Origin of the sequence: Bacteroides sp. 3_1_23, from assembly GCF_000162555.1 — a bacterium.
GTDB classification, from domain to species: Bacteria; Bacteroidota; Bacteroidia; order Bacteroidales; family Bacteroidaceae; genus Bacteroides; species Bacteroides ovatus.
In genome coordinates this window covers 1,873,934-1,888,323 of sequence record NZ_GG774949.1, presented here as the reverse complement: position 1 = coordinate 1,888,323, position 14,390 = coordinate 1,873,934, and the positions used below count along the sequence as shown (strand labels likewise).

The 14,390-nt window shown below is 39.1% G+C and carries 12 protein-coding genes; all 12 read left to right on the top strand.

Annotated features, from left to right (window positions below; genetic code table 11):
* The first annotated feature begins 1 nt into the window (after position 1).
* Positions 2–2,398, top strand: coding sequence for a hypothetical protein (locus HMPREF9010_RS16855; RefSeq protein ID WP_008648042.1), 2,397 nt, complete (start codon positions 2–4; stop codon positions 2,396–2,398).
* Between the two features lies 1 nt (position 2,399).
* Positions 2,400–3,731 carry a hypothetical protein gene (locus HMPREF9010_RS16860; protein ID WP_008648041.1) on the top strand — a complete coding sequence of 444 codons (1,332 nt, stop codon included), beginning with the start codon at positions 2,400–2,402 and terminating at the stop codon, positions 3,729–3,731.
* 4 nt (positions 3,732–3,735) lie between these two features.
* Positions 3,736–3,924, top strand: coding sequence for a hypothetical protein (locus HMPREF9010_RS16865; RefSeq protein ID WP_008648040.1), 189 nt, complete (start codon positions 3,736–3,738; stop codon positions 3,922–3,924).
* Positions 3,925–4,405: 481 nt separating this feature from the next.
* Positions 4,406–5,758, top strand: coding sequence for a hypothetical protein (locus HMPREF9010_RS0124270; protein ID WP_128832544.1), 1,353 nt, complete (start codon positions 4,406–4,408; stop codon positions 5,756–5,758).
* Positions 5,759–5,781: 23 nt separating this feature from the next.
* Entirely contained in the window at positions 5,782–6,336 is a 555-nt protein-coding gene (locus HMPREF9010_RS16870; RefSeq protein WP_008648038.1) for a hypothetical protein, read from the top strand.
* A 72-nt stretch (positions 6,337–6,408) separates the two neighbouring features.
* Positions 6,409–7,236, top strand: coding sequence for a hypothetical protein (locus HMPREF9010_RS16875; protein ID WP_008648036.1), 828 nt, complete (start codon positions 6,409–6,411; stop codon positions 7,234–7,236).
* A gap of 185 nt (positions 7,237–7,421) precedes the next feature.
* A complete protein-coding gene (locus HMPREF9010_RS16880; protein WP_008648035.1) occupies positions 7,422–8,414 on the top strand; it encodes a hypothetical protein in 993 nt (330 codons plus the stop codon).
* A gap of 430 nt (positions 8,415–8,844) precedes the next feature.
* Entirely contained in the window at positions 8,845–10,362 is a 1,518-nt protein-coding gene (locus HMPREF9010_RS16885; RefSeq protein ID WP_008648034.1) for a DUF4301 family protein, read from the top strand.
* 101 nt (positions 10,363–10,463) lie between these two features.
* Positions 10,464–11,087: a chloramphenicol acetyltransferase gene (locus HMPREF9010_RS16890; protein WP_008648032.1), complete on the top strand. Its 624-nt coding sequence runs from the start codon at positions 10,464–10,466 to the stop codon at positions 11,085–11,087.
* 33 nt (positions 11,088–11,120) lie between these two features.
* A complete protein-coding gene (locus tag HMPREF9010_RS16895) occupies positions 11,121–12,515 on the top strand; it encodes an acyloxyacyl hydrolase (RefSeq protein WP_004295748.1) in 1,395 nt (464 codons plus the stop codon).
* A 24-nt stretch (positions 12,516–12,539) separates the two neighbouring features.
* On the top strand, positions 12,540–13,103 hold the full coding sequence (locus tag HMPREF9010_RS16900; RefSeq protein WP_004295749.1) for a Crp/Fnr family transcriptional regulator: 564 nt from the start codon (positions 12,540–12,542) through the stop codon (positions 13,101–13,103).
* Between the two features lie 97 nt (positions 13,104–13,200).
* Entirely contained in the window at positions 13,201–14,352 is a 1,152-nt protein-coding gene (locus HMPREF9010_RS16905) for an acyltransferase family protein (RefSeq protein WP_008648026.1), read from the top strand.
* Positions 14,353–14,390 lie beyond the last annotated feature (38 nt).

The following is a 14,390-nucleotide window of genomic DNA, read 5'->3' as shown; positions in this document are numbered from 1 at the left end:
AATGGGCTATCAATTAATATATAACTCATCTTTTAAGGATATAGATGAGAATACTATCAATATTGAAATATACAGGGATTCAGGAGGTACTTTGATAGCTTCTGAATTACTCTGTTCTGCTGATGCAGTTTCAATTAACTATGAATCAGATGATGATGTGTTCAAACCAATCAAATGTTCGGATTGCCAGATTAATGTCTTAACGACAAAGGTACTGGCTAATCTGTACACAGCATTAGGAAACCAGATATATTGTACCATCTCAAAGAATGGTTCTTTGTTGTGGTGTGGGTATTCTGTTCCTTGTCTTTACAGTACAGATTATAATGAAGAATATAATTTGTTGTCATTGCAGTTCAACGATATTCTTTCATCCCTTAATAATTATAACTACACCTATCTAAATGAAAAGCAGTCTATAGTGTCTTTCTATCAGGTAATCAAACATATCATAAGCCAGATTGATTCCAATGGACTGATAAAGAATGTCTATGTACACAACGCAAAGAAGATAAATGATACTACTGATTTACTAAATAACTTATTCATATTAGATAGAAATTTCTTCGATGAAGCGAATGAAGCAGAGAACTGTAAAGACGTACTGGAATATATTGCAAGGTATCTGGGTATGACTTGCTATTATTATGGTGATTCTATTTACTTCGTGGACTATGATATTATTAAGAATATCAATTTATATACTAAATATACCCTGTCAGATGATAGTAATACGGTGGTAGCACTTGATAACACCGTTATTAATGTTAATCAGAATATTTATGAAAGTAATGCCAGTATAGCTATTGGTGAGCTATATAATAAGGTGGTGGTAGTTGCTAATTCAAATTCTAATAATACTATAATTCCTGAATGGAATGATGAGGATGATATTATAAATCAGAATGCAGACGCAAATAAGTATTATGAATCGACAAGGGATATTAGTGGTAAGAATTATACATTATTGAATGCTTTCTTTAAATCGAAGAATAATTGGGATTGGAATAAGCCATATCTTTTTGAAATTAACAAACCAATAGAACCGATAGAAGAAGTAACTCCAGATAATGCTGCATCAAATGGCAGCTACTGGCAAAAGGCAGCATACTATGAGACTGCAAATGAACCTTCCTCTTTAAATTGGAAGACATATTTTACGATAAGTGATTACGGTCTGATGGGATGGAAAACAACAGACGGAGTCCAATTGTCATTGAAAAATAAGCTACCTATAGCAGTCAAAGGTGGAACTTTCATTATTGATATAAATTATAGGCTGTCTGGTGATTGGAATGCAGCAGAATGTATTGTAACATCTGATGAACAATACTATGATGGTAAATATTCCACGGGATTCACGGATACGATGTTTAAATGTAAACTTGCAATTGGTGATAAGATGTACTATGATGGTGATGGATGGGTTAATTATCAGGAGTATCATAATAAAGTTGCAAGGAATTATTATAAGATATGTAACGGTCCAAATACTTGGGCAGGTGCAACTTGGTATAAGTATCTGGATGAATACGGTTACTGGCGATTTGTTACTAAAGGGGAATATGATTCTATTTCTGGACGTGAAAAGTATAGCGGTGGATATGCAGATAGAAATTACGTGTATTCATATATGAATAGCAGTAATGAGCGTGTATTTGTCGAGAAATGGTTCTATGATGAATGTAAATTGCAAGACTGTTTTTATCTGGTGCATAAGAATAAAGTAGGGGATAAGGTGTTTGATACAGATTATTCATTGACTAATACAGTTTCGTGGCGTATGAATCTGGCAGAAAGTGAAGATGGTGTTGCCGTTTCATTACCATCTGATAAAATGACATTAGGGGAGTTGACATTTGAACTTTACGCTCCTAATCAACTTGGAACTACTCCTATGAGACGTACCGATAAAGAACCTGTCAGGTGTAATTCATTTCACATTAATGATGTTAAATTGAAATATACTACATCTGATTATGTGAAGGATATTTTTAATGATGAAACGTATGATGAAGACTTGAAGTTTGAGAATGTAATTGATGAAAATATAGTCAATGATTTTGATGATATTGAATTTAGAATCAATACTTATAATGAACACGCAGGCAGTTATAGCTATGTTCTTACTAAGATAGGAGAGGAGTATTACTTTGTTGATACGTTGACTGATACAGCTTCACTGGATAAACTGAAAGCAGAAGAGCACTGTATTAATAAATATGTGAATTACTATAGTAAGCCACGATTCAGATACAGTAATTCAATAAAGAATAGGGGTATATCGCTTAATTCAGTCCTGAAAGAGAATACCTTGAATAAGAACTTTGTAATCAATTCCATCACATACGATTTGATTAATAATAAATGTGATGTTGAATTGAACGAAATACGATAATATGGAAATAAAATCTAACTATATACCACATAATTTCAGGAACAAGTATTTAAAGAATGTAGGTGGAAGTTATTCAAGTACAGTTTTACAGTCTACAGTATCAGGTGAAGCTGGTACTAAAGTTGTAGTAATTGATGATTTGGAAACTTCCAGTAAAGATAAGGCATTGTCTGCCAATATGGGTAAATACTTGAATGAAAACAAACAAGATAAGAATGAATATGTAGATACAATAAATCAGTATTTAAGTACTGATTCTGATGTGAAATTTAACTCTGTCGCTGGCAAGAATGGAGAGTTTGACAATCTGAAAGTAAAAGGAGGTTTGGATGTCTTTACTATTACGAGTAATGAAGTAAGGGGAACTAATGGAATTTTATATGTTACCGATTCAGCACAGGTAACAGGTATAACTTCCAATGAAAATAATGTAATGGTTCTTACAGTCAGTGATTCTGTCTTTAGGGTGGATGATATTCTACTTAGCCAGACTTTTGATTCATCTTCAAAGAAGATAGTCTTAAAGGTAACTACTGTAGATGGTACAACTATTACCTGCAATGTCATAGAAGCATTAGGCAATATAGAAACTGGTGATGCTTTAGTAAGGATAGCCAATACGAGTGATGCAGCCAGACAAAGTTCTATCCTGCTGAATCCGTATGATGGCTGTATTGATATACGTACAGGTTGTACATCTGAATCAGATTCCATAGTATCCAGTAGAATAGGTAATCTAGATGGAATTACTGATACAGATTTTGGGAAACTGTCTGGTGATGGACTTTATTCTAATAATGCTTATCTGTCTGGTGCAATAAGAAACTTATCTGGAAAATGGGAATTGAAAGATGATGGTTCTGGTAAGTTGGCAAATGGAAATATTAGCTGGGATACAGAAGGTAGTTTGACATTAAAGTATGGTACGAGGAAGGAGTTTAAAACTATAGATATTGATGATTATGATTTTGCAAATGCATTTGAGGTTGATTTAAAGGATGGGTTGAATTTCTTCTTTACGAAAAATAAGGATAATGACCCTAGAACAATAATATTACCTTGCAGTGATACATTTATAGGGCTTGAAGTTGAAATGATATTTAAGGGAAATCCCGGTTTAATAAGGATTGAATGTACAAATAATTATGCGTTTATGTATAACGGGCAAGATGTACGCTACATTTCAATCGGACATTATCCAAGACGATTAAAATTAGTAGCGAGAAAATATAATTTCTCAACTAAGGGTATGTGTAGTTGGTGGATTGATAATGCAGCAGAGTTTAAAATCAGTAGTGATGGTACATTTGCAGGAACATTCAGGTCTATTTGAGTTTATGAATCAGCAACAAATACAATTAATAATAGCCTGCATACTGGTTGTCGTAGGTATAGGATTACTGATAGCAGGATTCTGTGTAGTACCTGTAGGTATCATACATAGTTCTATTCTGGTAGCATTTGGTGAGGTGCTTACTTTCGTTGGAGCTTTATTTGGAATAGATTATCATTATAAGAGTAAATAATATTAGCCTGTAGTCTTGATTGATTACAGGCTTTTTTATTACCTTTGCAGCAATTCCAGATGTCTAATGAGTTAGAACTGGAAGGACATATTAGTTAACGAAGAGCGTTTAAGATATTATCCTGTTATGAAATCTGGACAATTTCAATCTCCAAGGATAGTAGGCAAGAACGCTCACGTCAATGTTATATACCTATCTTATATGGATAGTCTATATATCGTTTGGCGTGGGCTATTGTTTATTACTTGGAGATGGGCAGTCCAGAGCCTCATAACGGTAATATTCAATAGTTCCCACGCTTTTTTCATTGTATAACAGTCGATAGGGAACATCGACTACAATACATACATAAGAAACAGATAGTCTAGTCTTTAAAGTAGCAGTACTTATTTAGTGTGCAGTTTTCACTGTGTTCCTCACACTAATCCATTATTATTAATTGCTTTCTATAAGGAACATAGAAGCAGGATATATACTCAATATGAAAAAATACAAATTAGTATTATTCACTATGTTGGTTTGTAACCTCAACATTTTTGCACAAAAAGTAGATACTCTCTATTATGACAATAATTGGAAAGGGGTAGAAACGAAACAGTTTGCAAGTTTTATTCGATACGTATCTTATGCTCAAGATGGTAATTATCGTAATAAATTCCGAACATATTTCAATACTGGAGAATTAAATTCAGAGGGTGATTTCATTTCCATTGATAAATACGATGATAGTAAATCAGAGTTTGGTGCTTGGAAGTCATATTATAAAAATGGAAAATTGCAAACAGACTGGGATGTTGTAGATGGAAAGGGAAAATGTATAAATTATTATGAGAATGGAAATAAGAAAGAAGAATTTGAATTGGTTAATGGAACTCAAAATGGAATTGCAATAAGTTATTTTGAGAATGGTTTAATCCATACTAAGGGGGATTGTGTAAACGGTAAATATAATGGTATATTCTATCAATTTACAGAAAAAGGAGATGCTTGCTCACAAGCTGAATATAAGAATGGTGAACCTGCAAAGCCATATTATACTTATTCTACACAGGATGGATTTGTAGCAAAATATAAGATGTCTGATGGTACTTTATATTTAGAAATGCCATCAATAAATGAAAAGCAAGTTTATCACCAGAAAGGGGATACTTGGGATTATTATATGAAAAATGGTTTGTGCCTTATGGTTAATGCTTCAATTAACAAAGATTATGGAAAGTATTTTACTCTCTATGTTGTATTGACTAATAATTCAGTTCAACCCATAACGTTTAATCCTGCATTAATAACTGCTTATAAAAAGAAAAAAGACAAAGTAAAGAATTTGAATGTTTTAAATTCTGATGAATATATGGCAAAGGTGAGTCGTCGCCAAAATTGGGGGAGTTTTTTTAATGCCCTTAATGAATCTATGGCAGCTTCTAAAGCAGGTTATTCAGCTTCTTCTACTCAAACAAATTCTAGCTATTCTGGTGCTACTGTTTCTGGTGCCGTTGGTGCGGCAGTAGGTACAAATGGTGCCACTGTTGGTGCTGCTGTAGGAGTTAGTGGATACGCTGGAAGTTTGAGTACTTCATCAACAACTGTTGGTTATAATGGTGCTGCTGCTTATCAAGCTGAATTAATAGCTAGTGGTAGAATTGCAGAGTATAATAATCAAATGTTACAAGAACGCCAAATGAAAGATGAAGGATATTTGAAAATAACAACTGTTAATCCGGGTGAAACAATAACAGGATATGTCAATATTCAATATGAAAAAGGTGATGAGTTATCTATTAACATTCCTATTGATTCAGTCGTTTATCCTTTTGTGTGGGATATAAGTAAATAGTTTTATGACATAAAAAAGAAATTATGAGAAAGAATATTATACTGTTTTTTACAATATTGATATGGATGGTTGGTAAGTCTATTGATATTAATGCAGCTAATTATTGTATTCAAGAAGAGGCTGATTTATTGATTCCTGCAAATACTGCAATTCCACTTGTATTGGATTATTCTATTAATTCAAAAAAAGCTAAAAGGGGGAATATTGTTAATTTTAAAGTTGCACAAGAAATTTATATTAATGATAAACTGGCTATTCCTGTGGGAACATTAGCAACGGCGGAGATTGTAAAAGCATCGAAAAGAAAATGTTGGGGTAAAAGTGGTAAACTAATTATTAGAATGAGAGAACTTAAATTTTCTAATGGAACTACTATTGCTTTAACTGCTCCAGATATTGAAAAAAATGGAGTAAGTAAAAAGGGAAATGCTTGGACTTGGTTTTGGTGTTCCATATTTTTTATTCCTTTAAATACAATTCCCCCACTCTGTATCAAAGGAGAAAATGCGGAAGTTGAACAAGGATTAACAATTGTCGCAAATACGGTAGAACCTGCTACCATAAGTTTAAAAGATTAGTTCTAAATAAAAGAACAGCATTTGAAGAAATTCATTTGCTGTTTTTTTATTATCATTGCAAACAAAAACACTATGAAGCCAGTAGATAAGTTCTCAATTCAGTATAGCGAGTTGCTAGAGTATATATACCCAGTGACGCAAGAATATTTCCCTGATTTTGATTATGACGAAGAAACAGGACAGGCATATATGTTGCCGTCACAAACGCCAGACACTTTTAAAGGAAGATACAACAGAGGAATTTTGAAAGGTAGATTCTCGTTTGATTCATACATAAAGAATAAAGAACTACAAGAATTGCTTGCTGTATTGGGCTTAGACGCTGAAAAGTTCTGGTATCTATTGCTTTTCTGTTATGATTGCAGTTGGGGTAAATGTATGGAGGGTATAGAAATAAAAGAATCCCCTAAAGAACAGATAGAAAAATTTGTTAATGCTATCAGTGAGGATTATAAAAGAGATACTCCGTTTGGTGCAGTCTTTAAAAGCCCAATTTGTATTACGTTGAAAATAGGTAGGAAGAATATCGTGATAGATAATAAAACGGCTATTGCTAGTATAGCCAAGTTTTGTGCAGACGGATTGGAAACAGTAAATTCAGACCAAATGAATACTGCCAGCGTTGACTTGAGCAATCCACATACTGAATCATTCTCCGTATTCGCTTATTATTTCTCACAAATGATTATCACTGCCTTGAATTATCAAGAACAAGTAAAAGAAAAGAGAAAGAAGGGAGCTAATATGTCTGACAAGGAAAAGACGCTGATTTCTCATCTGCTATATTTCACTGGCATCGTGAATAACGAAAGTGTGTTGGTTGATTATGACTACTTGAAATCCTTGTTGAAACAATATAAGGATAAAGATATAAGGAGTATGAACGCATTCTATTATTGATTGAGACTTATTTTATTAATTATTCCTGCTTTCTTATTCTCTAAATACTTCATTCTATAGTTTGTGAAGTAGGGGAATAGGAAAGCTGTGTTTTTTTATCCCTGTTAGTACTCTTAATAAAGCATCATCTTTGCAGTATAACAAATAAAGCTGGAGCGCACCAGTCTAAAAACTGCAAAAGAAGTATGAGAACAAATGAAATTTTTACTCTGGAATCAAGAGAATTGAACGAAGGTAAGAAAGTAGCTTTTATTGCTGGTGGTATCAATCGGGACATTAACAAGGCTAACTTGAATGACAAAATGAAGTCTATTGGAGAACATACACAGTATTTTCCGCTTGTTGTGGTTGATGGTGAAGATGTGGTAAAGGAGGGGTTAACTTTGAAAGACCCTGTATCTGGTTTTCCAATAGATTCTTCTAAAGCTAATGATTATTTGGTTATTATTGAAGGTCAGCACAGGTATAGGGCTATAATGGAGCTTCGAGAAAAAGATGCAAAGGCTAAGAAGAATTATGAAAATGCAATGAAGAAATGGCAAAAGAACGGAAGCAGAAAGGAAGATAAGCCAGAAGAATTTACGCCTAAAGCTCCTGCACAGATAAAGGCTATGTATCCATTGGTTAAAGATGAGGATATACGGATTATGATATCAGAAATGAACAATACGTCAGTAAAGTGGAATAAAGGAGATTTTGCTAAACAGGCTTGTGCAGCGTATCCTGATAATGCTATCTTAGGTTTTATCGTTAAGTATATGAATATACAACACCAAAGAACGAAGAAAGGTGAAGTAGATGATATGTTACCGAATGGTGGATTTAAGCTGACAACGCTTAGTAAGTATCTGATTTATTCTGCTGACATAAAAGAATCGGTACTGGCAGATACGTGTAAATATGGAGAAGGCACTCTTACGAAGTATGTAGGTAATGAGCCTGAAAAAATGGTTGAAAGAGCAGAGAAGATTATTAAAGCTGGATTAGATGCTGGATTTACCTATCGTTTTCTGGCAAAAGGTTTCTTCATTGATTGGATTGCAAATAAGAATAATTTAGGGATTCAATATACAGAACTCCTTGAAAGGTTAAAAGATGTGAATAGAGAGGTGGTAGACAGTATTATGAGAGAAGCACAGAAACATAATTTTATGGAACAGTTAAATAGAATAGGATAAACGGGAATCTTTAGTTATTGATGTCAGTTGCCAGCTAGCGTAATGTTAGCTGGCTTTTTTGTTGCTTTATTATCGGTTTATCTACCGTGCGTCTCAACAATAGGGGTATGGGGTGAAATTTTATCAGGAAAGTGCTTTAAACCACAGCCCTCCCAACTTTCCACGACTGGTAAGATTTCAAATATCCAAAAGGGCTGTAATCTTATTGTAATCGGTTAACTCTATTTATTCTACAAATTCTGTGATAACATCGGATATTTATCTATCTTTGTTGTGTTCAAATAACGCTGAAAAGTACATAAATGAATAACACTTCTTCGTAAGTGACTGATAATGAAATATGGAAGGAAAATTAGTTTTTTCCCGGTTATTCGGCAAGAAGTAAATAACATTTTGTATTTTTGGGCATCAATTAATAAAATTAGATATTATGATAACGACACAGGACAAAGAGTTGCTTGCCAAGAAAGGCATCACGGAAGAGCAAATTGTAGAACAATTAGCATGCTTCCAGACGGGTTTCCCCTTTTTGAAGCTGGATGCGGCAGCCTCCATCGAAAAGGGAATATTAGCTCCCGATGCAGAAGAACAGAAGGCTTATCTGGCCGCCTGGGATGCATATACCAACACAGATAAGACTGTTGTGAAGTTCGTGCCCGCCTCCGGTGCAGCGAGTCGTATGTTCAAGAACCTGTTCGAGTTCCTGTCTGCCGACTATGACCGGCCGACTACCAAGTTCGAACAGGCATTCTTCGACGGAATCAAGAATTTTGCTTTCTATGATGACCTGAATGTAGCCTGCCAGCGTATCGACGGAAAAGATATTCCCGGACTGATCGAAGACGGCAACTATAAAGCAGTGGTATCCGCCCTGCTCGAAACAGCCGGACTGAATTACGGCGCACTACCGAAAGGTCTGCTCAAATTCCATAAGTATCCCGAAGGTTCACGCACGCCGATGGAAGAACATCTCGCCGAAGGAGCCTTGTATGCTGCCGGAAAGAGCGGTAAAGTAAACGTGCACTTCACGGTATCTACCGAACACCGTGAACTCTTCAAGAAGCTGGTAGCCGAAAAGGTAGACGAATTTTCCAAACGCTATGGAGTAGACTATTACATCACCTTCTCCGAACAAAAGCCGAGTACCGACACGATTGCCGCCGACATGGACAACCAACCTTTCCGTGACAACGGCAAACTGCTGTTCCGTCCCGGTGGCCACGGCGCACTGATCGAGAACCTGAACGACCTTGATGCAGACATTATCTTCATCAAGAACATCGACAACGTAGTGCCCGACAGACTGAAAGCCGACACCGTTACTTATAAGAAACTGATTGCCGGAGTGCTCGTGACTTTGCAAAAACAAGTATTCGAATACCTTACCCTGCTCGACAGCGGTAAATACACCCACGACCAGATGATGGAAATGCTTCAATTCCTGCAAAAGAAACTCTTCTGCAAGAATCCGGAGACGAAAGACCTCGAAGATTCCGTACTCGCCATCTACCTGAAAAACAAGTTCAACCGCCCGATGCGCGTCTGCGGAATGGTGAAGAACGTAGGCGAACCCGGTGGCGGCCCGTTCCTTGCTTACAACAGCGACGGAACCATCTCCCTGCAAATCCTCGAAAGCTCACAGATCGACATGGACGATCCGGAGAAGAAAGAAATGTTCGAGAAAGGCACACACTTCAATCCGGTAGACCTCGTATGCGCCGTGCGCGATTATAAAGGACATAAGTTCGACCTGGTGAAGTATGTAGATAAAGCAACAGGCTTCATCTCCTACAAATCGAAGAACGGCAAAGACCTGAAAGCTCTCGAACTTCCCGGCTTGTGGAACGGAGCGATGAGCGACTGGAATACCGTCTTTGTAGAAGTGCCACTTTCCACTTTCAACCCGGTAAAAACAGTGAACGACTTGTTGCGTGAGCAACATCAGTAAAGAGTCTGAATTTAGAAACGCAGATTACCGCAAAGGAAATAGGCTAAATCTGCGATAATTTGCGTTAATCTGCGTTTCTCAAATAAAAAAGAGTGTTTAGAATGAATCAGATAGAGAAGATCATCGATATTGCTACTTGGAACAGAAGAGAACATTACGAACATTTCAGTGCTTTTGACGATCCGTTTTTCGGAGTGACCGTTCAGGTAGACTGTACGCGCGCGTATCAGGAAGCCAAAACCAAAGGCATATCCTTTTCCCTGTTAGTCCTCCATCGGATAACGACTGCCGCTGCTGCGGTAGAAGAATTCCGTTATCGCATCGAAGGCGATAAGGTGGTGTGCTATGACAGCCTTCTGCCCGAAGCCACCGTAGGCCGTGACGACCATACCTTTTCTTTTGCCACCTTTGAATATGATCCGGACGAACTTGTCTTTATCCGCCGGGCAAAAGCCGAAATGGAACGTTTGCAAGCCACTACGGGACTCAACAAAGGAGGCACTTTCCATCCCAATGCCATTCATTATTCGGCAGTGCCGTGGCTCTCATTCACCGACATGAAGCACCCCACCAATATGCGTTCGGGCGACAGCGTTCCCAAAATCTCCACCGGAAAGTACTTCCGTGACGGAGAAAGACTGATGATGCCCGTTTCCGTAACCTGCCATCATGGGTTGATGGACGGCTATCATGTGGCACAGTTTATTGAGAAGCTCCATTTGTAACTTCCGTTCTGAAAAGACAAACCAGACTATTATATGAGAGTAAAGATACCCAGATGGGAAATCGCCGTAATCTGTTCCGCTTTGCTTTTCCCCGGCACTTCGCTTAGTGCGCAGGAGGTAGGGCAGGAAGAGAAAGAGGTGAAGGAAATGCGGCAAGACGTAGAACAGCTCCAGCAGGACGTCCGCCAACTTCGTGAAGAAGTGCGGAGATTGCAGGAAGAAATTCATGGCTTCCGGCACAACAGCTTCCCGCAATGCGGAGCCGACACCGTAGCTCCCTACGTTCCCCACCATTTCATTCACCGGTTGGGGATAGAGGCGCGGCCGCAATACGTGTTCCCCACCAATCCTTTCCTGCAAGGCGAGAACGAACGGTGGAAACCCATCCAGAGTTCATTTGCCGCTCATCTGAAATACTCTTTCAAGTTTCGTCCCAACACCTGTGCCGACCGCATCTATGGCGGAGCTTATCAAGGTTTCGGCTTGGCTTTCACCACCTTTGGCGACAAAAAGCAACTGGGTGATCCGATGACGTTCTATGTCTTTCAAGGTGCACGCATTGCCCGTTTCAATCCCCGCCTTTCGCTCAATTACGAGTGGAATTTCGGTATTTCTGCCGGATGGAAACCTTATGACAACGATTACAACTCCTACAACGGAGCCGTAGGCTCACGGGTGAATGCCTACCTCAATGCGGGTATCTACCTTAACTGGTCGCTTTCCCGTTATTTCGACTTTATCATCGGCGGAGACTTCACGCATTTCTCCAACGGCAACACCAAGTTTCCCAATGCAGGTGTCAACACCACCGGAGCGAAAATCGGACTGGTGTACAACTTCAACCGGGAAGAAGCCGACCTCACTAAATCATTGGTTCATCCCTACGTTCCCCGTTTTCCGCGACACGTCAGTTATGACCTTGTGTTGTTCGGCTCGTGGCGTCGCAAAGGCGTCTATGTAGGCGAGAAGCAGATTGCATCACCGGGCAGCTATCCCGTAGCGGGATTCAACTTTGCTCCGATGTACAATCTCAACTATAAGCTGCGTTTCGGAGTTTCGCTGGACGGTGTTTATGACGGTAGTGCTAATGTGTACACCGAAGATGCGCTGGTGGAGTACGATGCAGGCAGTGGTTCCTCCCGTCGTAAATTTCTCGTGCCGGGCATTCAGAATCAGCTTGCGCTCGGACTTTCCGGACGGGCAGAATACGTGATGCCGTTTTTTACCATCGGTGTCGGCTTGGGAACGAATGTGCTGGGGCGTGGCGATTTGCGCGGACTGTATCAGGTCTTTGCGTTGAAGATCAACGTCACCCGGAGTTCATTCCTTCACATCGGCTACAATCTTCAGGATTTCCAGACCCCTAATTATCTGATGCTCGGTCTTGGTTTCCGTTTTAATAATAAATATCCTAAAGTACGTCATTAACCCCCAATACGCCATTACCCCCAAATGGAAAATATCATTCGTAAAATCAGGCAAATCTATCCGGTTTCCGACGAAGCACTTCAAGCGCTTCAGGCGAATATGGAATTAAGGTATTATCCCAAAGATACCCGTATCGTTCAGGCAGGCGTCACAGACCGCCTGGTATATTTCATTGAAGAGGGCATCGCCCGTTCCGTATTCCACCACAACGGAGAGGACACCACTACGTGGTTTAGTCAGGAGGGCGACGTCACGTTCGGCATGGATTCGCTCTACTATCAGCAACCATCGGTAGAAAGCGTTGAAACGCTTTCCGATTGCAAAATCTACGTCATCCACATCGACAAGCTGAATGCCCTCTACGAAACATATATCGACATAGCCAACTGGGGAAGAATCCTGCATCAGAATGTGAATAAGGAGCTTAGCCACATGTTTGTGGAGCGCCTCCAACTTTCGCCTAAAGAACGCTACGAACAGTTCAACCGTCGCTATCCCGGATTGATAAACCGAGTGAAGCTGAAATATGTGGCTGCTTTTCTGGGCATTTCCATCTATACCCTTAGTCGGGTACGTGCTAAAAAATAGCGATTAGCAGGGCTTTTTTGCTTTAGAGCAAAGAAACTTCGTAGCGCAAACCGTATCTTTGCCTTCTGAAAATACTAACTTACTAATAGAAAAACAAATGTCGAACATTTCTGCTTCAGCTTTTTCAGACACCAAGGCGCATTATGATCTTCTTGACGGACTTCGCGGTGTGGCGGCTCTTATGGTGATATGGTATCACGTATTCGAGGGCTTCGCTTTTGCCAGTAATAGTGCTATTGAAACTCTGAATCACGGATATTTAGCCGTGGATTTCTTTTTTATCCTTTCGGGTTTTGTGATCGGTTATGCTTACGACGACCGTTGGGGTAAAAGTCTCACCATGAAAGATTTCTTTAAACGCCGATTGATACGTCTTCATCCGATGGTCATTATGGGTGCCGTTCTCGGTGCTATCACGTTCTGTATTCAGGGGAGTGTGCAATGGGACGGGACGCACATAGCTATCTCCATGATAATGTTGTCTCTGCTTTGTACGATCTTCTTCATTCCTGCCATGCCGGGTGTTGGGTACGAAGTTCGTGGCAACGGTGAGATGTTTCCGTTGAATGGTCCTTGCTGGTCATTGTTTTTTGAGTATATCGGCAATATCCTGTATGCGTTGTTCATTCGCCGCTTGTCCAACAAGGCACTGACGGTGTTTGTGGTGTTGCTGGGCGTAGCGTTGGCGGTGTTTGCTGTTTTTAATGTCTCCACTTATGGAAACATAGGAGTGGGCTGGACGCTGGATGGGGTTAACTTTTTGGGCGGTTCCTTGCGTATGCTTTTCCCTTTTTCGTTGGGTATGCTTATGTCGCGCAATTTCAAGCCTATGAAGGTGAAAGGTGCATTTTGGATATGTACTATTGCGCTGATTGCCCTGTTCTCTGTTCCTTATCTGGAAGGGTTGGAGCCGCTTTGCATGAATGGTGTTTATGAAGCGTTTTGCGTGATTGTGGCTTTCCCTATCATTCTGTGGATAGGAGCGTCGGGCACCACCACGGACAAGCAATCGACAAAGATATGTAAGTTTTTGGGAGATATATCTTATCCGGTTTATGTGATACATTATCCGTTGATGTATCTGTTCTATGCATGGCTGATTGAGAATCAACTCTACACGTTAGGTGAAACCTGGCACGTAGCTTTGTGTGTCTTTATTTTGAGTATTATTCTTGCTTATCTGTGTTTGAAGCTGTATGATGAACCAATACGTAAATATTTGGCTAAACGTTTCTTGAGTAAGAAATGACGTTTTCATTTCATGAAGTTAAAAAGAAAAACTCCAGC

What these genes read in the sequence shown, in the direction of transcription:
- HMPREF9010_RS16865 (WP_008648040.1), top strand. Translation starts at nt 3,736, where the DNA reads ATGAATCAGCAACAAATACAATTAATAATAGCCTGCATACTGGTTGTC.
- HMPREF9010_RS16885 (WP_008648034.1), top strand. Translation starts at nt 8,845, where the DNA reads ATGATAACGACACAGGACAAAGAGTTGCTTGCCAAGAAAGGCATCACG.
- HMPREF9010_RS16855 (WP_008648042.1), top strand. Translation starts at nt 2, where the DNA reads ATGGGCTATCAATTAATATATAACTCATCTTTTAAGGATATAGATGAG.
- HMPREF9010_RS16905 (WP_008648026.1), top strand. Translation starts at nt 13,201, where the DNA reads ATGTCGAACATTTCTGCTTCAGCTTTTTCAGACACCAAGGCGCATTAT.
- HMPREF9010_RS16880 (WP_008648035.1), top strand. Translation starts at nt 7,422, where the DNA reads ATGAGAACAAATGAAATTTTTACTCTGGAATCAAGAGAATTGAACGAA.
- HMPREF9010_RS16875 (WP_008648036.1), top strand. Translation starts at nt 6,409, where the DNA reads ATGAAGCCAGTAGATAAGTTCTCAATTCAGTATAGCGAGTTGCTAGAG.
- HMPREF9010_RS16900 (WP_004295749.1), top strand. Translation starts at nt 12,540, where the DNA reads ATGGAAAATATCATTCGTAAAATCAGGCAAATCTATCCGGTTTCCGAC.
- HMPREF9010_RS16895 (WP_004295748.1), top strand. Translation starts at nt 11,121, where the DNA reads ATGAGAGTAAAGATACCCAGATGGGAAATCGCCGTAATCTGTTCCGCT.
- HMPREF9010_RS0124270 (WP_128832544.1), top strand. Translation starts at nt 4,406, where the DNA reads ATGAAAAAATACAAATTAGTATTATTCACTATGTTGGTTTGTAACCTC.
- HMPREF9010_RS16860 (WP_008648041.1), top strand. Translation starts at nt 2,400, where the DNA reads ATGGAAATAAAATCTAACTATATACCACATAATTTCAGGAACAAGTAT.
- HMPREF9010_RS16870 (WP_008648038.1), top strand. Translation starts at nt 5,782, where the DNA reads ATGAGAAAGAATATTATACTGTTTTTTACAATATTGATATGGATGGTT.
- HMPREF9010_RS16890 (WP_008648032.1), top strand. Translation starts at nt 10,464, where the DNA reads ATGAATCAGATAGAGAAGATCATCGATATTGCTACTTGGAACAGAAGA.